We start from the raw sequence: 21,449 nt of genomic DNA on the forward strand, positions 1-21,449 counted from the left end.
CCGCGCGGCGGGACACCGCCCGGAAAGCGGCGGCCGATCGGTCCGACCGGTGGACGGCGTCACCGGTACGGCGGACCCCGGCGGGCCCTGCCGCGTACGCTGTCCGGCGTGAACGCCAGCGACCGCACCCCCGCCGACCTGCTGCGATCCGCGCTCGCCGCGGACCCCGGCCGCCCCTTGGTCACCTTCTACGACGACGCCACCGGTGAACGGGTGGAATTGTCCGTCGCCACCTTCGCCAATTGGGTGGCCAAGACGGCGAACCTGATCCAGGGCGAGCTGTCCGCCGGACCCGGCGACCGGGTCGCGCTGCTGCTGCCCGCGCACTGGCAGACCGCCGTCTGGCTGCTCGCCTGTTCCTCGGTGGGCGTGACCGCCGAACTCGGCGGCGACCCGGCCGGCGCGGACGTCGTGGTCGCGGGCCCGGAGGCGCTGGAGGCGGGTCTGGCCTGCTCCGGGGAGCGGATCGCGCTCTCCCTGGCGCCGCTGGGCCGCCGGTTCCCCGCGCCGCCCGCCGGTTACGCGGACTACGCGGTCGAGGTGCCGAGCCAGGGCGACCGGTTCGCCCCGTTCGTACCGGTCGATCCGGACGCCCCCGCCCTGGTCGTCGACGGCACGGAGCGCAGTGGCGTCGAGCTCGTCGAGCAGGCCCGCGTGGACGCGGCGACGCTCGGCCTCGCCCCCGGCTCCCGGCTGCTCTCCGGGCTCGGCTACGGGGACTGGGCCGGCGTCTCGACCGGCCTGTACGCGCCGCTCGCCGCCGGCGGCTCGGTGGTGCTCTGCCGGAACCTGGACCGGCTCGCGCCCGAGGCGTTCGAGAAGCGGGTGGAGAGCGAGCGGGTGACGGGCACCGCCGTGTGACCGCGGTGCTTCACGGCCCCCGCTGCCGTACGACCCGGTGGAACCGCACCCGTTCGGCCCAGTGACGGGCCGGGTCCCCGGGTTCGCGCGCCCGGTCCGGTGGATGATCGGCCGGGGGGAGTCGCCTCCTTCCGCACCACCACGCGTCGGGCCCGGCCGTCTCCTTCCACGGCCGGCGGCCGTCCGACGCGCCGCCGACGCCACGAAGGACGGACGCAGACGTGACGGACCGCTCAGGCACGCCCGCCGAACCGGACCCCCCGGCGCACGGGGACGGGGAGCCCGGGGGCGCGGGGGCGGAGGACGCGGCGGGCGGCGGCCCGCAGGGGCCGGCCGCCGGCGGGCCCCGCCGCCACTGGCTGCGCTGGACGGCCCTCGGCGTCTCGGTGGTCGTCCTCGGCGCGGCCGGGGCCGGCTGGTGGTTCTACCGGAAGCTCGACGGCAACATCACCACGGACACCACCGCCGCCGACGAGCTGCGCAGGTACGAGAAGGAGCGGCCGCCGGCCGGTTCCTCGGCCGCCCGGAACATCCTGCTCATCGGCTCGGACACCCGGTCCGGCGAGGGGAACGGGCGGTACGGCAGGGACAAGGGCACGCAGCGCTCCGACACGATGATCCTGCTGCACCTGTCGGCGGGGCGGAGGAGCGCGACCGCCGTCTCCCTCCCCCGCGACCTGATGGTGACGGTCCCGAGCTGCCGCGAGGCCGACGGGACCCGCACCCGGGAGCAGTTCGCGCAGTTCAACCTGGCCTTCGAGGTCGGCGGTACGGCGTGCACGATCCGTACCGTCGAGAAGCTGACCGGGACGCGGGTCGACCACCACATGGTGATCGACTTCCAGGGCTTCAAGAAGATGGTGGACGCCGTGGACGGGGTGGAGGTCTGCCTCAAGGAGTCCGTGGACGACGCCGACGCGCACCTGAAGCTGTCGGCGGGACGCCAGACGCTCCGCGGGGAGCAGGCCCTCGGCTTCGTACGGGCCCGGAAGTCGCTCGGCAACGGCAGCGACACCGAACGCATGGACCGCCAGCAGCAGTTCCTCGGCGCCCTCGTCAACAAGGTGCAGAGCAACGGGGTGCTGCTGAACCCGGCCCGGCTCTATCCGGTCCTGGACGCGGCCACGAAGTCGATCACGACCGACGCGGGGCTCGACTCGCTGCGGGACCTGTACGACCTGGCGCGCTCGATGCGGGCGATCCCGACCGAGCGGGTGCAGTTCCTCACGGTCCCCCGCCGCCCGTACGCGCACAACGCGAACCGAGACGAACTGGTGCAGCCCGCCGCGAGCCAGCTCTTCCGGGAACTGCGGGAGGACAGGCCCGTGGTGGTGAGGCCCGGGGAGCCGGGAGAGCCCGGGGAGCCCGGGGAGCCCGGGGAGAAGGCCCAGGACCGGAAGCCCGACGACGCGGAGGCGCCGCCGAGCCCGGCCCCGACGCCGACGTTCACCGGACGGAACGCGGCGGAAGGGGCGTGCTCCTGATCGGGGGTGCGGCGAGGGGGATGCGACGGGGGAGGTGTGACGGGAGTCGCGGGGAGGGCGGGTAAAGGGCGAACCAAGGGGAGGGCGGGGAGGGATGCGGTTTGAGCGGATTGCCCGGTTGTAAGGGGCGTGGAATTTGTCACGGACGTCGCCCCGCGCTGAACTGGGCGGATACTGTGACCCGATCCGGTGTACCCCGACCACGTGGTCGTCACACCTCACCAGGGATCGAACGACCGAGAGAGCGGCGCCCCGTGGGGAAGGCGCCTCGCGTGGCACCGACGGAGGACTCGAGTAACCGTGGACGCGCACAGCCGTGGACGGGCGGACGAGATCGACCCCGCCGACCAGTGGGTGCTCAACCCGCAGACGGGCAACTACGAACTGCGACTGGAACACTCCGCTGAGCAGCCGGCGGCTCCGTCCCGGCCCCGCGGATCCTCCGCCCCCACGGCGGCCTCCGGTAGAGGCCCCGCGACCGACGCCCCCGTGAAGGACACCGCCACCGAGGCCCCCGTCCCCGGCCAGCGCCGGCGCAGGGTCCCCGAGCAGACCCGGGGCGGCCGGCCGGCGCCCGCGAGCCGCCGCAGGCCCAAGCAGGGCGCCTCGCGCAAGAAGAAGGCCCTGCTGTGGACCGGCGGCACGATGGCCCTCGTCCTCGTGGGCGGCGCCACCGGCGCGTACTTGATCTACAACAAGCTCAACGGCAACATCGGCACGGTGGACGTCGGCGACGCTGCGGTCGACACGCCCGGCATGGACGGCCCGCTCAACATCCTGATCATCGGCAACGACGTCCGTACCGGTGAGGGGAACGAGAGCTACGGGAACAAGACCAACGTCACCGGGCACGCCGACACCACGTTCCTCATTCACATCTCCGAGGACCGGACCAACGCGACGGCGTTGAGCATCCCTCGGGACCTCAAGATCGAGATCCCGGACTGCCCCACGAAGCAGCCCGACGGTTCGACCAAGGTCATCCCCGGCTCGCTCGAGAAGACCAAGTTCAACGAGTCGTTCGGCGTGAACGGCCGCGACCCCGGCTGCACGATGCGCACGGTCAAGGAGATGACCGGCATAGGGATCAACCACTTCATGATGGTCGACTTCAACGCCGTCAAGACGCTGTCGGCGGCCGTCGGCGGCGTGAAGGTCTGTCTGACCAAGCCCATCCGGGACATGGACTACTCCAAGCTCGACCTGCCGGCGGGCGAGCAACGGATCCAGGGCGAGCAGGCGCTCGCGTTCCTGCGCAACCGCCACGGCCTCGGCAACGAGAGCGACCTCGACCGCATCAAAATGCAGCAGCAGTTCCTCGCGTCGATGATGCGCCAGTTGAAGGAGGACACCCTGGGCAGCCCGACGCGGCTCCTCTCGGTCGCGAACGCGGCGACCGAGGCGCTCACGGTGGACAAGGGGATAGGGAGCCCGCTGAAGCTGACCTCCTTGGCCAAGGAGATCGGCAAGGTCGATCTGAAGAACATCAGCTTCATGACCGTTCCGGTGATCGACAACCCGGACGAGCCGCCGGCCAGGAGGGCGACGGTCGTCCTCGACCCCACCAAGGCTCCGCAGGTGTTCGGGATGATCCAGAACGACGTCTCCTTCACCGAGGTGAAGAAGAAGCAGCAGGACGCCAAGAACGCCCAGTCGCAGGCGCAGGCCGCGCTCCTCAAGGGCACGCGGTCCACCGCCGCCGACGTGCGCGTCGACGTCTACAACGGCAGCGGCGTCCGGGGGGCGGCCCAGTCCACCCTCAGCTGGCTGCAGAACGAGCAGGGCGTGCTCCGCTCGACCAACAAGAGCAACGCCCCCGAGAAGGCGGCGAAGACCACGCTCACCTATGCGCCTAACCAGGCCGACCAGGCCCGCAAGCTCGCGGACCTGATGGGTCTGCCCGCCACGGCACTGAAGCCTGGCACTCAGGATGCCGGGGTACGCGAGCCCATGACGCTCGTCCTCGGCGCCGACTTCAAGGGCGCGGGGGTGCCCGTCACCGGTCCGGCAAAGGCGCCGGACGTCGAGAAGGTAGCAGCTGACCAGCAGGTGTGCGCCAAGTGACCCGGAAACACCGGGACTCGGCGCACTCCTGATTCACGAGGGGACCTGGGGTGGGACAGAGCAGCGTACGTGGGGAGGGAACGCGGGGAGAGGTGCCCCGCGCCCGTGAACTGGGCTGGGACGACGACCTGCACGGAGCCGGCGAGGCTACCGGCGCCGACGCCCCCGCCGGGTCCCCGGACGGCACGACCCGCGCGGAACGCCGGCGCGGAGCGGCGGGCGGTGACGCGCGTAGCGGCCGCCGCGGCGGGGGCGGCGGCTCTCGTCGGCGCCCCAGGAACGGCGCCGGGAAGAACGGCTCCGGCAAGAAGCCCGGCAAGCGCAAGACGCTGCGCTGGGTGGCGATCACCCTGGCGGTCCTGATACTCGGGACGGCCGGCGCCGGATACCTGTACTACGAGCACCTGAACGGCAACATCCGCGGCGGCAGCCGCGCGGGCGGCAACAGCGGCGTCAAGAAGGCCGCGCCGAACGCGCTGGGCGACACCCCGCTGAACATCCTGATGATCGGCTCGGACGACCGGGCCAACGAGAAGAACGTCGCCCTGGGCGGCGGCAAGAACGACAGGGACCGCAAGCCGCTGGCCGACGTGCAGATGCTGCTGCACATCTCGGCGGACCGGGAGAACGCCTCGATCGTCTCCGTCCCGCGCGACACGGTCGTCCCGATCCCCGAGTGCAAGGACAAGGACGGCACGTCCTACCCGGCCACGACCAACCGGCCGATCAACGAGAGCCTCCAGCGCGGCGGCCCCGGCTGCACCCTCACCACCTGGGAGAACCTCACCGGGGTCTACATCGACCACTGGATGATGGTCGACTTCGCCGGTGTCGTCGCGATGGCCGACGAGGTCGGCGGCGTCCCGGTCTGCGTGAAGACCGGCGTCCACGACAAGTCGACCAGGCTGGTGAAGGGCGGTTCCGGTCTGAAGCTGAAGGCGGGCACCACCGAGATCCAGGGCGAGCAGGCCCTCCAGTGGCTGCGCACCCGGCACGCGTTCGGCAGCGACCAGAACCGCGCCAAGGCCCAGCACATGTACATGAACGGCATGATGAAGAAGCTCCAGAGCCAGAACGCCTGGAGCGACAGCGGCCGTCTGATGGGCCTGGCCGACACCGCCACGCGGGCCCTCCAGGTCTCCGACGAGATCAAGAGCGTGAAGAGGCTCTTCGACCTGTCGATGCAGCTCAAGAACGTCAAGCTCGACCGTCTGACGACGGCGACGATCCCGACGAAGCCCTATCCCTCGAATCCCGACGCGTGGCTGGAGATGGTCCCGGCGTCCGCCGAGAAGATGTGGACGATGCTCCGTGACGACGTCGCCTTCGACAAGAACGGCGGCAAGGCCGGTGCCAAGCCGAAGCCGACGGCGTCCGCGAAGCCGAAGGTGCCCGCCGACGCCCCCGGTTCCTTCGGCGTGACGATCGTCAACGGCACCGACGGCAACGGCGAGCCGGCCGTCCAGGGCCGCGCCCGCACGCTGGCCGAGACCCTCCAGGGCAAGGGCTTCACCCAGACCGAGTCCTCCCACGAGGGCGGCCCCCGCAAGGACACCGTGGTCGTCTACCCCAAGGACGACGGCGACCAGGGCAAGGCGAACGCCCAGTCGGTGGCCAAGGCGCTCGGACTGCCCGACTCCGCGGTCCGGATCGACGCCAAGGCCGAGGGCATCAAGCTCATCGTCGGCGGCGACTGGCGCGAGGGCACGGTCTACAAGCGGCCGACGCACACCGCGGGCGACCTGCCCGAGGGCGCCGACGACAAGGCGGACTGCATGGACGTCTACTCGGTCTACAAGTGGGACGGGAAGAGCTGACCCGCCCCACGGAACACGGCGACGGCCGGGCCCCCTTCCGGGGCCCGGCCGTCGCCGTTCGCACGGACGCGTGCGGCCGTCAGACCGTCTCCGTCTCCCCCGCCGTCACCGCCGGGCGGCGGCTCGCGATGACCTTCCTCGCGAGGGAGCGGGGGCTGGTGAGGAAGCCGTAGCCCCAGGACATGTGCATGGTGGCGAGGGCGACGGGGATCCGGAGGCGGGCCTTGAGGGGAAGGCCCTTGCCCGCCGGGACCGAGCCGGCGGTGATCGCGGCGAGGTAGCCGGCCGGGACCACGAAGCCGAGCGGGGTGACGAGGGCGCCCACGACCACGCCGGCGGCGATGGCGCAGACGGCGGTCGGCGGCGCCAGGTAGCGGAGGTTGATGGAGCCCTGGTGGTAGCGGGCCACCACGTGGCGCCAGCGCCCGTAGTCCTTGTACTGCTTGGCGAGCGCCTTCACCGAGGGCCGGGGGCGGTACTGGACGCGCAGCTCCGGCGAGAACCAGATCAGGCCGCCCGCCTCGCGGATGCGGAAGTTCAGCTCCCAGTCCTGGGCGCGGATGAACTCCACGTTGTAGCCGCCCTGTCGCTCCAGGGCCTCGCGCCGGAAGACGCCCAGGTACACGGTCTCGGCGGGGCCCGCCTCGCCGCCCGTGTGGAAGGCGGCGTTGCCGACGCCGATCTTCGAGGTCATCGCGGCGGCGACCGCGTCCTCCCAGGCGTTCTCGCCCTCGGCGTGCATGATGCCGCCGACGTTCTGCGCGCCGGTCTCCTCCAGGAGCCGTACGGCGGTGGCGATGTAGTTCGGGGAGAGCATCCCGTGGCCGTCGACCCGCACCACGATCGGGTGGCGTGAGGCGCCGATCGCCGCGTTGAGGGCGGCGGGCGTACGGCCCGTGGGGTTCGGCACGGTCTTGACGCGGGGGTCTTCCCGGACGAGTTCGGCGGCGATCTCGTCGGTGCGGTCCGTGGACGGGCCGAGCGCGATCACCACCTCCATCTCGCCGTCGTACTCCTGCTCCAGGATGTGGCGGACGGAGTTGCGCAGGTGCCGCTCCTCGTTGAGGACCGGCATGATCACGGAGACGGGGGGCAGCATGGTTCCTCGGCGGTGCGGGGGGTGTCCCCCGCGAGACGGAGACGGTGTTTTCGCCCGCCACGTTACCGCGAACGGGGGACACGGGTGCGCGCCGCACGGGTGGCGCCCCCTTGCGCTGATCGTATGGGCCTACGGTGCTCACGGCCCCCTTGTCCCACCCGCGGAGGTGTCCGTCCGTGCCCACACCGCCCCGCACGCCCCGTCCCCGGCCCGTCGCCCGCCGCGTACCGGCGCGACCGGCGCGGCGGCGGCCCCGGTGGGGGATGCGGATGGCGACGGCGCTCTCCGTGACGGTCCTCGCGGCGGGCGGGATCGGGCACGCCCTGGTGACCGGCCTGGACACCGGGCTCACCCGGGTCGACCCCTTCAAGGACATGAAGAACCGGCCGCAGGCCGGGCACGGGATGAACGTGCTCGTCGTCGGCACGGACGGCCGGGACCGGATCAGCGCGGAGGAGCGGGCGAAGTACCGGCTCGGCGGCGCGCCCTGCAACTGCACCGACACGGTGATGCTGGTGCACGTCTCACAGGACCGGGACCGGGCGAGCGTGGTGAGCCTGCCCCGCGACTCGTACACCGAGATGCCCGAGCACACCGACCTCACCACCGGCGAGAAGCACCACGCGCACCCGGTCAAGCTGAACGCGGCCTACGCGGAGGGCGGGCCCGCGCTGACCGTGCGGACCGTCGAGTCGATGACCGGCGTCAAGATCGACCACTACCTGGAGGTCGACTTCACCAGTTTCATGCGGACCGTGGACGCGGTCGGCGGGGTGCGGATCTGTACGACGAAGCAGCTGAAGGACGCGTACACCGGGCTCGACCTGGCGCCCGGCACCCACGAGCTGGACGGCGGGCGGGCCCTCCAGTACGTGCGCTCCCGGCACATCGACGGGGCCGCCGACATCGGGCGGATGCAGCGGCAGCAGAAGTTCCTGGCGGCGCTGGTGGAGCGGGTGACGAGCGGCGGGGTGCTGTTCAACCCGGTGCGGTTCCGGGCGGTGGCGACGAGCATGCTGAGTTCCGTACGGGCCGACGAGGGCTTCGGCACGGACCAGATGCTGTCGCTCTCCAAGGCGATGCGCGACTTCACCCCGGCGTCGTCGGAGTTCGTGTCCGTGCCGGTCGGGGACATGGGCTTCCCGGTGAAGGGCATCGGCTCGACGGTGAAGTGGGACGCGGCCAGGGCGCAGCAGCTCTTCCAGGCGCTGCGCGAGGACCGGCCGATCGCCCCGCGGAAGGCGGCGGCCTCGGCGGCCTCGGCGAAGGCGCCGAAGGACGTCGTGGTGGACGTGGCGCCGGACGCGGTCCGGGTGCAGGTCTACAACGGGACCCGGACGGACGGCCTCGGCCGGAAGGTCGACGACGCGCTGCGCGGGACCGGCTTCGTCACCACCCGGACGCCGCGGACGGCGGAGGGGGCGGTGCGGGCGCGCACGGTCGTGGAGTACGACCCGCGCTGGGACCGCTCGGCAAAGTCCCTGGCGGCGGCCCTGCCGGGCGCGGAACTGAAGGCGGTGGCGGGCAGGGGCGGGACGCTGCGGGTGATCGTGGGGGCGGACTACAAGGGGGTGCGGGCGGTCCGGGCGGAGGAGCCGGAGAAGCCGTTCGAGGCGGTGACGGGGGACCAGGTGGTGTGCCCGTAGCCGGGGCGGGGGCGCCGACGTAGACGGGGCTGGTGCCCGTGGCCGGGCGGGGGGCGCAGACCTAGACGGGGCTGGTGCCCGCGGCCGGGGCGTACGACCGTGACCGGGGGCGGGGCCGGGATCCGGCCCCGTGGCCCTCAGTCCTCGTACCCCTCCGCCACCCGGCGCTCCCTCAGTTCCTTGATCGCCTGGCGGCGGGCCAGGCGGTGGGTGCGGCGGATCTGCGCCTCCTGGTTGCGGCGCTTGTCCTTCTCGGTCTCCGGGACGACCTGCGGGACGGGGCGGGGCTTGCCCTCCGCGTCGACGGCCGCGAAGACCAGATAGGCGGAGCCGACCTGGGTGGCGGGCGTGGACTCGTTCCAGCGCTCGGCCATGACCCGTACGCCGACCTCCATGGAGGACCGGCCCGTCCAGTTGACCTGGGCCTTGACGTGCACCAGGTCGCCGACCCTGACCGGCTCCAGGAAGACCATCTCGTCCATGGAGGCGGTCACGGCGGGCCCGCCCGAGTGCCGGCCCGCGACGGCGCCCGCCGCGTCGTCCACCAGCTTCATGATCACGCCGCCGTGCACCGTGCCCAGGAGGTTGGTGTCGTGGCTGGTCATGATGTGGCTGAGGGTGGTGCGGGAGGCCGAGGTGGGCTTGTCCGGGATATCGCCCTGATCTGTCATGCCCTCCACCTTATGCCGGACCTCCGCGACGCCCCCGTTCGGTCCGCTTTGCATCAGCTTGGCAACAGCACCGCCCCGATCCTCCACCCGGTCTGTCGCCCGGAAACCCCTGCCCGGCACACTGTTCCCCATGAATGACTGGCCCGATGACGGCGGATACGGCCGCGGCCCCGCGAACCCCCAGCCCGAGGGTCCCCGCAGGATGAGCCACGTGCAGCGCCCGCAGGTTCCGCAGCAGCCGCCCCGTTACGACCAGGGCCACGACCCGAGCTTCACGCAGGCGCGGGGCACCGGCTACGACTCCGGCTACAACACCGGCCAGGTCTACGGCGGCGACCGGGGCACCCCCCAGGGCGGCGGCCGCGGCGACGGCAGCGGCGGCATCCCCCCGCAGTACGCGCCCCCGGGCCCCGGCGGCTCCGGCACCGGCCCCGCCCCCGACTGGCGCAGGCGGATCAAGGTCGGCTCGGTCGTCCTGGTCGTCGCCGTCCTCGCCTGGGGCATCGGCACGTACGCCTGGGCCAGCTCGCAGATGCGCAACGAGGTCGACCTCTCCAAGGTCATCGAGCGCCCGTCCGAGGGCGACTGCACCACGTACCTGATCGTCGGTTCCGACAGCCGCGAGGGCATGTCGGCCGAGGAGAAGAAGAAGCTGCACACCGGTTCCGCCGAGGGCAAGCGGACCGACTCGATGATGATCCTCGCGTCCTGCTCCAGCGGGAACACGATGATCTCGCTGCCGCGCGACTCCTGGGTGACGATCCCGTCGTTCGTCGGCTCCGAGTCGGGCAGGAAGTACGAGGCCCGCGGCGGCTCCAAGCTGAACGCGGCGTACGCCATGGACGGCCCCGAGCTGCTCGTGCGGACCGTGGAGTACAACACCGGGCTGCGCATCGACCACTACGCGGAGATCGGCTTCGCCGGCTTCGCGAACATCGTGGACGCGCTCGGCGGCGTCGAGCTGAACATCGAGAAGGGCTTCAAGGACAAGAAGTCCGGAGCGAACTTCCAGGCCGGCGAGCAGACCCTCAACGGCGAGCAGGCCCTGGCCTTCGTCCGCACCCGGTACGCGTTCGCCGAGTCGGACCTGGCGCGGACGAAGAACCAGCAGAAGTTCCTCTCCGCCCTGGCCAACCAGGCGGCGACGCCGGGCACGATCCTCAACCCGTTCGCGCTGTACCCGACGCTGGGCGCCGGTCTGGACACGCTGGTCGTGGACAAGGACATGTCGCTGTACGACCTCGGCAAGATGTTCTTCGCGATGAAGGGCATCAGCGGCGGCGACGGCAAGTCCATGAACATGCCGATCTCGGGCAGCGCGCCGCAGGGCTCCCTGAAGTGGGACATGCCGAAGGTGAAGCAGCTGGTGGAGCAGATCAGGAACGACGAGAAGGTCACGGTCGAGTCGAACCGCTGACCGGGCCGGACCTGACGTACGGAGAAGGGCGCCCCTCGCCCCGCCGCGAGGGGCGCCCTTTCCCGTGCTCGCGGGCGCCCTTCCCCGTGCTTGCCGGGGTGACGGGCCCCGGGCTCGCGGGACGTGACGGGCCCCGTACGCGCGGGGTGACGGGCCCCGTACGCGCGGGGTGACGGGCCCCGTACGCGCGGGGTGACGGGCCCCGGCGGGGCGCCGGGCGGCCCGGAGGACAGGGTGCGCCCGAGCCCCCGACCAGGGCACGGCTATGCTCGGGCAGGCATTCCGCCCGACCTCTCTGGAGTACCGCATGGCCCTCAAGATCACCGTGATCGGCACCGGCTACCTCGGCGCCACCCACGCCGCGGCCATGGCGGAACTGGGCTTCGAGGTCCTCGGCCTCGACGTCGTCCCCGAGAAGATCGAGCTGCTGTCCTCCGGCCGGGTCCCGATGTACGAGCCGGGGCTCGAAGAGCTGCTCGCGAAGCACGTGGCCGGCATCGAGGGATCGAGCGGCCGGCTGCGGTTCACCAGCTCCTGGGAGGAGGTGGGCGCCTTCGGCGACGTGCACTTCGTCTGCGTGAACACTCCGCAGAAGCACGGCGAGTACGCCTGTGACATGAGCTACGTGGACGCCGCCTTCACCTCCCTCGCCGGGGTCGTGCGGGAGGGCGCGCTCGTCGTCGGCAAGTCGACCGTGCCGGTCGGCTCGGCGGAGCGGCTCGCGGCCCTGCTCCCGGCGGGCGTGGAGCTGGCCTGGAACCCCGAGTTCCTGCGGGAGGGCTTCGCCGTCGGCGACACCCTGCACCCGGACCGGATCGTGGTCGGCGTGCGCGGCGAGCGGGCCGAGAAGCTGCTGCGCGAGGTGTACGCGGTGCCGGTCGGCGAGGGCTCGCCGTTCGTGGTGACCGACTTCCCGACCGCCGAGCTGGTGAAGACCGCCGCGAACTCCTTCCTCGCCACCAAGATCTCCTTCATCAACGCGATGGCGGAGGTCTGCGAGGCCGCGGACGGCGACGTCGCCAAGCTGGCGGAGGCCATCGGCCACGACGACCGGATCGGCGCCAAGTTCCTGCGGGCCGGCATCGGCTTCGGCGGCGGCTGCCTGCCGAAGGACATCCGGGCGTTCATGGCCCGGGCGGGCGAGCTGGGCGCCGACCAGGCGCTGACCTTCCTGCGCGAGATCGACTCCATCAACATGCGGCGGCGCGGCCAGATGGTCGAGATGACCCGCGAGGTCCTGGGCGGGAACTCCTTCCTGGGCCGCCGGGTCGCCGTCCTCGGCGCCACCTTCAAGCCGGACTCGGACGACGTCCGCGACTCCCCCGCCCTCAACGTGGCCGGGCAGATACACCTCCAGGGCGGCCAGGTCACCGTCTACGACCCGAAGGGCATGGAGAACGCCCGCCGCCTCTTCCCCACCCTGGGGTACGCGGACTCGGCCCTGGAGGCCGTGCGCGGGGCGGACGTGGTGCTGCACCTGACGGAGTGGCGCGAGTTCCGCGAGCTGGACCCGGCGGAGCTGGGCGGGGCGGTGTCCGCCCGGATCGTGCTCGACGGCCGCAACGCGCTCGACGCGGCGCGGTGGCGCGGGGCGGGCTGGACGTACCGGGCGATGGGGCGGCCGCGGGCGTAGGGCCCCGCGGGGCCCCGCCGGGCTCGTTCCGGGCCCGGGCCGGGCCCGCTGCTCCGCCCCGGACCCGCTACTCCGCCCCGGACTCGAAGTCCTCCACGAAGTAGCTGTCGTGCCGGACGCGGAACCGCTTGAGCTCCTCGCCGCCGCGCCGCGCCACCTCCGCGACCCGCTCGAAGTACTCCTCGCGCGGAGCGCCCGGGGAGAAGAGCATGAGCATGGACGTGGGCTCCTCGGTCGCGTTCTTGAAGGCGTGCAGGCCTCCGACCGGTACGTACAGGAAGTCGCCCGCGCGGCCGGTGACCCACTTGTCGCCGTCGTAGAGCTCCAGTTCGCCGGAGAGGACGTAGAAGGACTCGGACATGGCCTTGTGGAAGTGGGGCTTGGCGCCGGCGGCCCGGGGACCGAGGTCCACCTTGTAGAAGCCGAACTCGCCGCCGGTCGAGGCGTGGGTGGCGAGGTAGTGGGTGGCGCCGCCGGGCGAGGAGATGTCCGGCGGGGTGTCGGCGGGACGGAAGGTCGCGTTCACCTCGCCCTCGTCGCCGTGGTAGCGGGGCTCCGGGTACGCGAAGTCCTCGGGGTACGACATGGTGCGCTCCTTCGGTGGGTCCGTCGGTCTCCGTCCGCATGATGGCCCCCGCCCCTGAGGACGGGCATCGGACCAACGGACGATCTTGGGGTCGTCCGTCGGACCGGCGACCCACGGGGAGGGCGGCCGGCTCCGGGCCGCCGCGATGGCGGACGGCGTGCACCGCCACGACCCCGACGGCACGCCGATCGGACGGCTGAACGTGCCGGAGGCGGTGTGCGGCATCGCCTGGGGCGGGGCGAAGCGGAACCGTCTCTTCATCACGGCGGAGACCAGCCTCTCCTCGGTGCTCATGGCCGTCACGGGGACCCGCCCGACGGGACCGGGACGGAGGTCCTGGCGGGGTCCGACGCGCTGAGGCGCCCGGCCGACACGAACTCCCGGCTCCCGCTTCCCGGCTCCCGCCGGGAAGCCCCGGCCACCGGGTCGCGCACCGCCGCGAACCCGATTCAATGCGCAACATCTTGACGGCTCGTCACGTCGGCCCGATATTACGGGCGAGTACGACCGACCGGTAACACTGCGCGCAGCACCCTCGCACGTCCGGCGGCAGACGAACGGGACCGTTCTGCCGCCGGTCCGGCGCGCCGACTGGCCTCCCCGACGGCCAGGAGGCGCCCGCCCCTCACCCCGTCACGAGAGGCACCGCCATGCGATCAGTTCCGCCGAGCCGCCGCACCCGCGCCGCCGCCGCCGTCACCGCCGCCACCGCCCTGCTGACCACCGTCGCCGGCCTCGGCGCCGGCCCCGCCGCAGCCGCCGACACCGCGTTCGACCGCTACGTGGCCCTGGGCGACTCCTACGCGTCGGGAGCCGGCGTACCGGACCAGACCGATTCCGCCTGTACGCGCTCCAGCCGCAACTACCCCGCCCTGCTGAACGCCGCGCTCTCCCCCGCCGCCCACAAGGACGTCACCTGCGGAGGGGCCACCACGGTCCACATGACCTCCGCGCAGAACGCGTCCGCGCCGCCGCAGTTCGACGCGCTGAGCGCCGACACGGACCTGGTGACCCTCACCATCGGCGGCAACGACGTCGGCTTCGGCAGCATCATCGTCCGCTGCGTGACCCTGGGGGTGTTCAACCTGGGCGGCTCGCCCTGCAAGAGCAGTTACACCTGGACGGGCACCGACCGGCTCGCCGCCACGGTCGACGCCACCGCCCCCAAGATCGCCGCGACCCTCGACGGCATCCGCCAACGCGCCCCGCAGGCCAGGATCCTGGTCACCGGCTACCCGGCGATCCTTCCCGACGACGGCACCAACTGCCCCTGGGTCGCGACGATCGCCAAGGGCGACGCGCCCTGGCTGCGGGACATCCACAAGCGGCTCAACACCGTCATCGCCGCGCAGGCCGCCGCGCACGGGGCCGTCTACGTGGACACGTACACCAAGTCCATCGGCCACGACGCCTGCAAGCCGGCCGGGACCCGCTGGATGGAACCCCTCGTCACCGACGCGGCGGCGCCCTTCCACCCCAACGCGGCGGGCGAGAAGGCCATGGCCGACGCGGTGCTCGCCGCCGCGCGCTGACCGGGCGAGGGCCTTTCGCCGGGTCACAACAGGTGGTCGGCCTCGCCCGCCTCGACGTCCCGGACGAGGGTACGGAGAGCTTCGCCGCCGTCGGTCGGGCAGACGTCCTCCTGACCGGCGACGGCGATGTGGCCGTTGCCGTCCGCGTCGGTGCCGAGGCGGGAGCAGTTGGCGCCCTCGCCGCGGAAGGCGTCTTCCCGGGTGATGCGATCCATCGGCGTTCCTCACGGTTCCTCGGCGGTCGCGTGGACGAACCCGCGGGAGTCCCCGGCCGAGAGCGCCGCGCCCTCCAGCCACCGCGTCACCCGGGCCGTGGGCGAGCCGGTGGCCGCCGCCTGGCAGGGCAGCGCCGGGGACGACCCGTACCTCTCCGTACGCTTCCGGGACGACGCGCTCCGGCTCGTCGCGTACGACGCGCGCGACGTCCACGGGCAACCGTGGCTCGCCGCGCGCTGCGAGGCCCGGCGGCGGGCCCGGCGGAGGTACGCGCGCGTGGGTGGCCTTGCCGTGCGCGGATGCGGGTAGGGGCGGACGGTGGGAACGTCCCACCCGTACGAGCACGAGGAGAACCATGCCCGTCGCCACCCTGCGGTCCGTCGTCCTGGACTGTCCCGATCCGATGTCCCTCGCCACCTTCTACGCCGGGATCCTCGGCGGCTCCCCCCGGGTCTCGGAGGACTCCGAGGAGGGGGACTCCTGGGTGATGCTCTCCGGGCACGACGGCACCCAGCTCGCCTTCCAGGAGGTCGCCGGCTACGTCGCGCCGCACTGGCCCGAGGAGGAGGGCGGGCAGCAGTTCCACCTGGACCTGACCGTGGACGACCTCGACCGGGGCGAGGAGCAGGTGCTCGCGCTCGGCGCCAAGCTGCTCGACGCGGGTGATCCCGACCGTGACTTCCGCGTGTACGCGGACCCGGTCGGGCACCCGTTCTGCCTCTGCGTGGACCGGTAGGAGCCGTCAGGCCCCCCGGCCGTCCAGGGACTCGATGGTCGCGTTCGACGGGGCCGTGCGGTCCCTCAGGTCGCGGGAGACGTCCTCCGCGTCGCGCAGGGCGCGGACCGCGTTGGACCAGGTCAGTTTGGCCAGGTCCGGGTGCGACCAGCCGCGGTGGAGGAGTTCCGCGACCAGGTTCGGGTAGCCGGCGACGTCGTCCAGGCCCGACGGGGTGAAGGCCGTGCCGTCGTAGTCACCGCCGATGCCGATGTGGTCGATGCCGGCGGCCTCGCGCATGTGGTCGAGGTGGTCGGCGACCGTGGCGGCGGTGGCCACCGGGCGCGGGTGCGCCTCCTCGAAGGCGCGGTGCAGCGCCATCGCCTCGGCGGTGGTGTCGAGGTGGTCGAAGCCGTGCTCCCGCAGGTTCTCGTCCGCCCGCGCGGTCCACTCGACGGCCGCCGGGAGGATGAACTTGGGCACGAAGGTGACCATCGCGACGCCGCCGTTGGCGGGCAGCCGCTCCAGGACGTCGTCCGGGACGTTGCGCGGGTGGTCGCAGACCGCCCGGGCCGAGGAGTGCGAGAAGATCACCGGCGCGGCGGTGGCGTCGAGGGCGTCCCGCATGGTCGTCGCGGCCACGTGCGAGAGGTCGACCAGCATGCCGGAGCGGTTCATCTCGCGGACGACCTGCCGGCCGAAGGCGGAGAGCCCGCCGACGCCGGGGCCGTCGGTCGCCGAGTCCGCCCAGTCGTTGTTGTCGTTGTGGGTGAGCGTCATGTAGCGCACGCCCAGGGCGTGCAGCGCGCGCAGGGTGGCGAGGGAGTTGTTGATCGAGTGGCCGCCCTCGGCCCCCTTGAGGGAGGCGATGCGGCCCTGCTTCCGGGCCGCCTCCATGTCGTCCGCCGTCAGCGCGGGCGCCAGGTCGGCGGCGTACCGCTCCAGGAGCTGGTCGACCACGTCGATCTGCTCCAGGGTGGCGCTGACCGCGTCGTCCCCGGTGAACCGGCAGGGCACGTACACCGACCAGAACTGGGCGCCGACGCCGCCGGCCCGCAGGCGGGCGAGGTCGGTGTGGAGCGAGGCGCTCTGGTCGGCCGCGATGTCCATGCGGTCGAGGTCGTAGCGCACCTGCTCGCGCAGGGCCCACGGCAGGTCGTTGTGGCCGTCCACCACGGGGTGGCCGGCCAGCAGCTCGCGCGCCTCGGCCAGGCGGTCGGCGGCGGTCACCGGGCGAAGCCGAAGGACTCGGCGCCCTCGACCTTGGCGCGCAGCCGCTTGCCCTTGTCCGTCGCCTGGTCGTTCAGCTCCTGCTGGAAGGCGCGCATCCGGTCGAGCAGCGCCGGGTCGTGCGCGGCGAGGATCCGGGCCGCGAGCAGGCCCGCGTTGCGGGCGCCGCCGACGGAGACCGTGGCGACCGGGACGCCGGCCGGCATCTGCACGATGGAGAGCAGCGAGTCCATGCCGTCGAGGTACTTCAGCGGCACCGGCACGCCGATGACGGGCAGCGGGGTGACGGAGGCGAGCATGCCGGGCAGGTGGGCGGCGCCGCCCGCGCCCGCGACGATCGCCTTGAGCCCGCGCCCGGCGGCCTCCTCTCCGTACGCGATCATCTCGCGCGGCATGCGGTGCGCGGAGACGACGTCGACCTCGTACGGGATCTCGAACTCGTCCAGGGCCTGGGCCGCGGCCTCCATGACGGGCCAGTCGGAGTCCGAACCCATGACGATGCCGACGACGGGGCTGGTGCTCATTCGGTGATCGTTCCTCGCAGGTAGCCGGCGGCGTGGCGGGCGCGCTCCAGCACCTCGTCCAGGTCGTCGCCGTAGGTGTTGACGTGGCCCACCTTGCGGCCGGGCTTCACGTCCTTTCCGTACATGTGGATCTTGAGCTGCGGGTCCCTGGCCATGCAGTGCAGGTACGCGGAGTACATGTCCGGGTAGTCGCCGCCCAGGACATTGCACATCACGGTCCACCGCGCGCGGGGGCGCGGATCGCCGAGGGGCAGGTCGAGGACCGCCCGGACGTGGTTGGCGAACTGCGAGGTGATCGCGCCGTCCTGGGTCCAGTGGCCGGAGTTGTGCGGGCGCATCGCCAGTTCGTTGACGAGGACGCGGCCGTCCGCGGTCTCGAACAGCTCCACGGCGAGGTGGCCGACGACGCCCAGCTCCCGGGCGATCCGCAGCGCCAGCTCCTGCGCCTGTCCGGACAGCTCCTCGGACAGGTCGGGGGCGGGCGCGATCACGGTGTCGCAGACGCCGTCGACCTGGCGGGACTCCACGACCGGGTAGGCGACGGCCTGGCCGTGCGGGGAGCGGACGATGTTCGCCGCCAGCTCGCGCGTGAAGTCGACCTTCTCCTCCGCGAGGACCGGGACGCCGGCCAGGAAGGGGTCGCGGGCGTCCTCGGGCGAACGCACGAACCAGACGCCCTTGCCGTCGTAGCCGCCGCGCACGGTCTTGAGGATGATCGGGAAGCCCCCGACCTCGGCCGCGAAGGCCTCCGCGTCCGCCGGGTCCGCGACGATGCGGTGGCGGGGGCTCGGCGCGCCGATCGCGTCGAGCCGGGCGCGCATCACCCCCTTGTCCTGCGCGTGCACCAGGGCGTCGGGCCCCGGGCGGACGGGGATGCCGTCCGCCTCCAGGGCCCGCAGGTGCTCGGTGGGGACGTGCTCGTGATCGAAGGTGATCACGTCGCATCCGCGCGCGAAGTCACGCAGCGTGTCCAGGTCGCGATAATCGCCGACGACGACCTCGCTCACCACCTGGGCCGCGGAGTCCTGCGGGGTGTCACTGAGGAGCTTGAACTTGATGCCGAGGGGGATGCCCGCCTCGTGGGTCATACGGGCGAGCTGACCGCCACCGACCATGCCGACTACCGGAAACGTCACCCCCTTAGGGTATCCGCACCATCGGGGAACACGCGTCCGGCTGTGTTTTGGCACAAGGATCAAGGGAAGGCGCCCGGGCGGGAGCACGGAGCCGGGGCGAGGTCCGGCCATGGTTCGCGCGGTACACCGGCATGTGCCAGAGGCCCTGGTTAGCATGGACTGGTTGACGTCACCCGGACGTCACCCGGACGGACGGGACAGAGCCATCACCATGAGTGAACCCGGAGCGCTGCGCACGCGACTCGACCGGCTCTTCCGCGAGGTCGCCAAGTTCGGGGCCGTGGGCGCCGTGGGAGTTCTGGTCGACCTCGGGGTGTTCAACCTCGTGCGCCACTTCTCGGACCTGCCGGTCGTACGGGCGAGCGTCATCGCCACCGTGGTGGCCATCGCGTTCAACTACGTCGGCTTCCGTTACTTCACCTACCGGGACCGGGACAAGGGCAGGCGCACCAAGGAGATGTCCCTCTTCCTGGTCTTCAGCCTGATCGGCCTGGTGATCCAGAACGGCCTGCTCTACGCGGCGACGTACGGCTTCGGCTGGGACGGCCCGCTGGCCAGCAACTTCTTCAAGTTCTTCGGGATCGGGATCGCGACCCTGTTCCGCTTCTGGTCGTACCGCACCTGGGTCTTCCGCGCGCTGCCGGCGAAGGAGGCCGTGCAGACCGCCGAATCGTTCCTGGAGCAGGCCCCGCGACAGGCGACCCGCCGCCAGCCCGACCGGGTCTGACCCGGTCCGACCGGCGTTTCCTCAGCGTACGGGGCGGTCCGACGGCCGGTCGGGGACGCTCCTGCCCTCGCGGCCCAGGAAGAGCGCGAAGACCGGCGGCTGCTGCTGGAGGAGTTCCAGGCGGCCGCCGTCCGCCTCCGCGAGGTCGCGGGCGACCGCCAGGCCGATGCCGGTGGAGCTGCGGCCGCTGACGGCCCGCTCGAAGATCCGCGCGCCGAGGTCGGCCGGGACGCCCGGCCCCTCGTCGGTGACCTCGATCACGGACTGGTTGCCGGTGACCCGGGTCCGCAGGGCGACCGTGCCGCCGCCGTGCATGAGCGAGTTCTCGATCAGGGCGGCGAGGACCTGGGCGACCGCGCCCGGGGTGCCCACGGCCCGCATCCCCTGCTTGCCGGAGTGCACGATGGCCCGTCCCGCGCTGCGGTAGGCCGGCCGCCACTCCTCGATCTGCTGCTTGACGACCTCGTCCAGGTCGAAGGCGACGGCGGAGCCGGTGCGGGGGTCCCGGGAGTTGGTGAGGAGCCGTTCCACGACGTCGGTGAGCCGCTCGACCTGGGTGAGCGCGATCGTCGCCTCCTCCTTGACCGTGTCCAGGTCGTCGGCGAGGGCGACCTCCTCCAGGCGCATGGAGAGCGCGGTGAGGGGCGTGCGGAGCTGGTGGGAGGCGTCGGCGGCGAGCCGCCGCTCGGCGGTGAGCATCCGGGCGATCCGCTCGGCGGAGGCGTCGAGGACGTCCGCGACCCGGTCCAGCTCGGGCACTCCGTACCGCTTGTGCCGGGGGCGCGGGTCGCCGGAGCCGAGGCGCTCGGCGGTCTCCGCGAGGTCGGTGAGCGGGGAGGCGAGCCGGTTGGCCTGCCGTACGGCGAGGAGGACGGCGGCGACGACGGCGAGCAGGGCCACCGCGCCGATGATCAGGAGGGTGCGGCCGACCTCGGCGGTGACGGCGGAGCGGGACTCCTCGACGATCACGGTCTCGCCGCGCTCCCCCTCGGCGCTGCCGCGGATGACCTCGCCCCGGGGGCGCTCCCCGATCGAGATGGGGTCGCGGCCGGGGATGAGGATCTGCGCGTACCGCTTGGCGCCGCTCTGCTCGGCGAGGATGTCCGGGTTGACCGGTTCGCCGCCGATGAGCCGGCTGTCGACGATGGAGACGATCCGCAGCGCCTCCGAGTCCACGCTCTCCTGGGCGCTGCCGGCGATGGTGCGGGTCTCGACGATGACGAGGGAGACGCCGAAGACGGCGATGACGACGAGCACCACGGCGAGCGTGGAGTTGATCAGACGGCGGCGCACGGAGGCTCTTTCGCTGGGGGTTAGCTCTTCTCGAAGCGGAAGCCGACGCCGCGCACGGTGGCGATGTAGCGGGGGTTCGCCGCGTCGTCGCCGAGCTTCTTGCGCAGCCAGGAGATGTGCATGTCGAGGGTCTTGGTGGAGGACCACCAGGTGGTGTCCCAGACCTCGCGCATCAGCTGGTCGCGGGTGACGACCCGGCCGGCGTCCCGGACGAGGACCCGGAGCAGGTCGAACTCCTTGGCGGTGAGCTGGAGCTCCTCCTCGCCCATCCAGGCGCGGTGCGACTCGACGTCGATCCGCACGCCGTGGGTGGAGGGGGCGGCGACGGGCTCGGTGGTGCCGCGCCGGAGCAGGGCCCGGACCCGGGCCAGGAGCTCGGCGAGCCGGAAGGGCTTGGTGACGTAGTCGTCGGCGCCCGCGTCGAGCCCGACGACGGTGTCGACCTCGTCGGCGCGCGCGGTGAGCACCAGGATGGGGATCGCGTGCCCCTCGGCGCGCAGCCGCCGGGCGACCTCCAGGCCGTCCATGCCGGGGAGCCCCAGGTCGAGCACGACCAGGTCGACGCCGCCCTGGAGACCGGCGTCGAGGGCGGTGGGGCCGTCCTCGCGGACCTCGACCTCGTACCCCTCTCTCCGCAGGGCGCGGGCCAGCGGTTCCGAGATGGATGCGTCGTCCTCGGCGAGCAGTACACGGGTCATGGGGTGATGGTAGACCGCGGGGCGCCCGGCCCGGGGTGCGATCCGCGGGGCCGGGGTGGACCCTGCGGATCTTGTGGGCATCTTGTGTGTGACCTTCGAA

At 72.4% G+C, this 21,449-nt stretch carries 20 protein-coding genes and 1 pseudogene; 12 read left to right on the forward strand and 9 right to left on the reverse strand.

What is annotated here, in order from left to right; translation table 11 throughout:
• Window positions 1-108: 108 nt before the first annotated feature.
• The 4 genes from ADL08_RS28780 (at window position 109) to ADL08_RS28795 (ending at window position 6,226) form a co-directional block, all read left to right on the forward strand.
• A complete protein-coding gene (locus ADL08_RS28780; RefSeq protein WP_053648121.1) occupies window positions 109-861 on the forward strand; it encodes a TIGR03089 family protein in 753 nt (250 codons plus the stop codon).
• A 221-nt stretch (window positions 862-1,082) separates the two neighbouring features.
• The gene (locus tag ADL08_RS28785) at window positions 1,083-2,345 is read left to right on the forward strand and encodes an LCP family protein (protein WP_053648123.1); all 1,263 of its coding nucleotides are present in this window, start codon (window positions 1,083-1,085) and stop codon (window positions 2,343-2,345) included.
• 300 nt (window positions 2,346-2,645) lie between these two features.
• On the forward strand, window positions 2,646-4,409 hold the full coding sequence (locus tag ADL08_RS28790) for an LCP family protein (RefSeq protein WP_053648125.1): 1,764 nt from the start codon (window positions 2,646-2,648) through the stop codon (window positions 4,407-4,409).
• Between the two features lie 92 nt (window positions 4,410-4,501).
• Window positions 4,502-6,226 carry an LCP family protein gene (locus ADL08_RS28795; protein ID WP_420709671.1) on the forward strand — a complete coding sequence of 575 codons (1,725 nt, stop codon included), beginning with the start codon at window positions 4,502-4,504 and terminating at the stop codon, window positions 6,224-6,226.
• Window positions 6,227-6,305: 79 nt separating this feature from the next.
• On the opposite strand, the gene ADL08_RS28800 is transcribed toward ADL08_RS28795, so the two are convergent.
• A complete protein-coding gene (locus ADL08_RS28800) occupies window positions 6,306-7,325 on the reverse strand; it encodes a glycosyltransferase family 2 protein (protein ID WP_053648127.1) in 1,020 nt (339 codons plus the stop codon).
• 263 nt (window positions 7,326-7,588) lie between these two features.
• Here ADL08_RS28800 and ADL08_RS28805 point away from each other — a divergent pair, with 263 nt between their 5' ends.
• A complete protein-coding gene (locus ADL08_RS28805) occupies window positions 7,589-8,971 on the forward strand; it encodes an LCP family protein (RefSeq protein WP_053648129.1) in 1,383 nt (460 codons plus the stop codon).
• A gap of 137 nt (window positions 8,972-9,108) precedes the next feature.
• Here ADL08_RS28805 and ADL08_RS28810 read toward each other — a convergent pair whose 3' ends face one another.
• Window positions 9,109-9,642: an acyl-CoA thioesterase gene (locus ADL08_RS28810; protein ID WP_053648131.1), complete on the reverse strand. Its 534-nt coding sequence runs from the start codon at window positions 9,640-9,642 to the stop codon at window positions 9,109-9,111.
• Window positions 9,643-9,772: 130 nt separating this feature from the next.
• On the opposite strand from ADL08_RS28810, the gene ADL08_RS28815 reads away from it, so the two are divergent.
• Together ADL08_RS28815 and ADL08_RS28820 are read left to right on the forward strand one after the other, a co-directional pair.
• Window positions 9,773-11,059, forward strand: coding sequence for an LCP family protein (locus ADL08_RS28815; RefSeq protein ID WP_078968557.1), 1,287 nt, complete (start codon window positions 9,773-9,775; stop codon window positions 11,057-11,059).
• A gap of 307 nt (window positions 11,060-11,366) precedes the next feature.
• Window positions 11,367-12,692: a UDP-glucose dehydrogenase family protein gene (locus ADL08_RS28820; protein WP_053648133.1), complete on the forward strand. Its 1,326-nt coding sequence runs from the start codon at window positions 11,367-11,369 to the stop codon at window positions 12,690-12,692.
• Window positions 12,693-12,759: 67 nt separating this feature from the next.
• Here ADL08_RS28820 and ADL08_RS28825 read toward each other — a convergent pair whose 3' ends face one another.
• Complete coding sequence (locus tag ADL08_RS28825; RefSeq protein WP_053648135.1) at window positions 12,760-13,278, reverse strand: cupin domain-containing protein; 519 nt, start codon at window positions 13,276-13,278, stop codon at window positions 12,760-12,762.
• 118 nt (window positions 13,279-13,396) lie between these two features.
• Between ADL08_RS28825 and ADL08_RS28830 the strand changes: the two are divergent.
• Window positions 13,397-13,636, forward strand: a pseudogene (locus tag ADL08_RS28830) (SMP-30/gluconolactonase/LRE family protein); the annotation flags it as partial.
• 292 nt (window positions 13,637-13,928) lie between these two features.
• Window positions 13,929-14,810: an SGNH/GDSL hydrolase family protein gene (locus ADL08_RS28835; protein ID WP_053648139.1), complete on the forward strand. Its 882-nt coding sequence runs from the start codon at window positions 13,929-13,931 to the stop codon at window positions 14,808-14,810.
• A 23-nt stretch (window positions 14,811-14,833) separates the two neighbouring features.
• Here the strand turns inward: ADL08_RS28835 and ADL08_RS28840 are convergent, their stop codons facing one another.
• Window positions 14,834-15,025: a hypothetical protein gene (locus tag ADL08_RS28840; RefSeq protein WP_053648141.1), complete on the reverse strand. Its 192-nt coding sequence runs from the start codon at window positions 15,023-15,025 to the stop codon at window positions 14,834-14,836.
• Between ADL08_RS28840 and ADL08_RS28845 the strand changes: the two genes are divergently transcribed.
• Both ADL08_RS28845 and ADL08_RS28850 read left to right on the forward strand, forming a co-directional pair.
• Window positions 15,015-15,335: a hypothetical protein gene (locus tag ADL08_RS28845; protein ID WP_053648143.1), complete on the forward strand. Its 321-nt coding sequence runs from the start codon at window positions 15,015-15,017 to the stop codon at window positions 15,333-15,335. The two genes, ADL08_RS28840 and ADL08_RS28845, sit on opposite strands and share 11 nt — an antisense overlap.
• Before the next feature lie 46 nt (window positions 15,336-15,381).
• The gene (locus ADL08_RS28850) at window positions 15,382-15,762 is read left to right on the forward strand and encodes a VOC family protein (protein ID WP_053648145.1); all 381 of its coding nucleotides are present in this window, start codon (window positions 15,382-15,384) and stop codon (window positions 15,760-15,762) included.
• 6 nt (window positions 15,763-15,768) lie between these two features.
• Here ADL08_RS28850 and ADL08_RS28855 read toward each other — a convergent pair whose 3' ends face one another.
• Genes ADL08_RS28855 through ADL08_RS28865 form a run of 3 tightly spaced genes read right to left on the reverse strand, consistent with a single transcriptional unit; the run spans window position 15,769 to window position 18,610 of the window.
• Complete coding sequence (locus tag ADL08_RS28855) at window positions 15,769-16,971, reverse strand: dipeptidase (protein ID WP_053648147.1); 1,203 nt, start codon at window positions 16,969-16,971, stop codon at window positions 15,769-15,771.
• A complete protein-coding gene (gene purE, locus ADL08_RS28860) occupies window positions 16,968-17,495 on the reverse strand; it encodes a 5-(carboxyamino)imidazole ribonucleotide mutase (RefSeq protein WP_053648149.1) in 528 nt (175 codons plus the stop codon). Before purE ends, ADL08_RS28855 begins: the two co-directional genes overlap by 4 nt.
• Window positions 17,492-18,610 carry a 5-(carboxyamino)imidazole ribonucleotide synthase gene (locus ADL08_RS28865; protein WP_234352308.1) on the reverse strand — a complete coding sequence of 373 codons (1,119 nt, stop codon included), beginning with the start codon at window positions 18,608-18,610 and terminating at the stop codon, window positions 17,492-17,494. The genes purE and ADL08_RS28865 overlap by 4 nt, the downstream gene beginning before the upstream one ends.
• A 232-nt stretch (window positions 18,611-18,842) precedes the next feature.
• Between ADL08_RS28865 and ADL08_RS28870 the strand changes: the two genes are divergently transcribed.
• Entirely contained in the window at window positions 18,843-19,358 is a 516-nt protein-coding gene (locus ADL08_RS28870) for a GtrA family protein (RefSeq protein ID WP_053648153.1), read from the forward strand.
• A gap of 21 nt (window positions 19,359-19,379) precedes the next feature.
• Here ADL08_RS28870 and ADL08_RS28875 read toward each other — a convergent pair whose 3' ends face one another.
• Window positions 19,380-20,651: an ATP-binding protein gene (locus ADL08_RS28875; RefSeq protein WP_053648155.1), complete on the reverse strand. Its 1,272-nt coding sequence runs from the start codon at window positions 20,649-20,651 to the stop codon at window positions 19,380-19,382.
• 20 nt (window positions 20,652-20,671) lie between these two features.
• Window positions 20,672-21,349, reverse strand: coding sequence for a response regulator transcription factor (locus tag ADL08_RS28880; protein ID WP_053648158.1), 678 nt, complete (start codon window positions 21,347-21,349; stop codon window positions 20,672-20,674).
• Between the last annotated feature and the right edge of the window lie 100 nt (window positions 21,350-21,449).

Origin of the sequence: Streptomyces sp. NRRL F-6492 (genome assembly GCF_001280125.1) — a bacterium.
Lineage (GTDB): Bacteria > Actinomycetota > Actinomycetes > Streptomycetales > Streptomycetaceae > Streptomyces.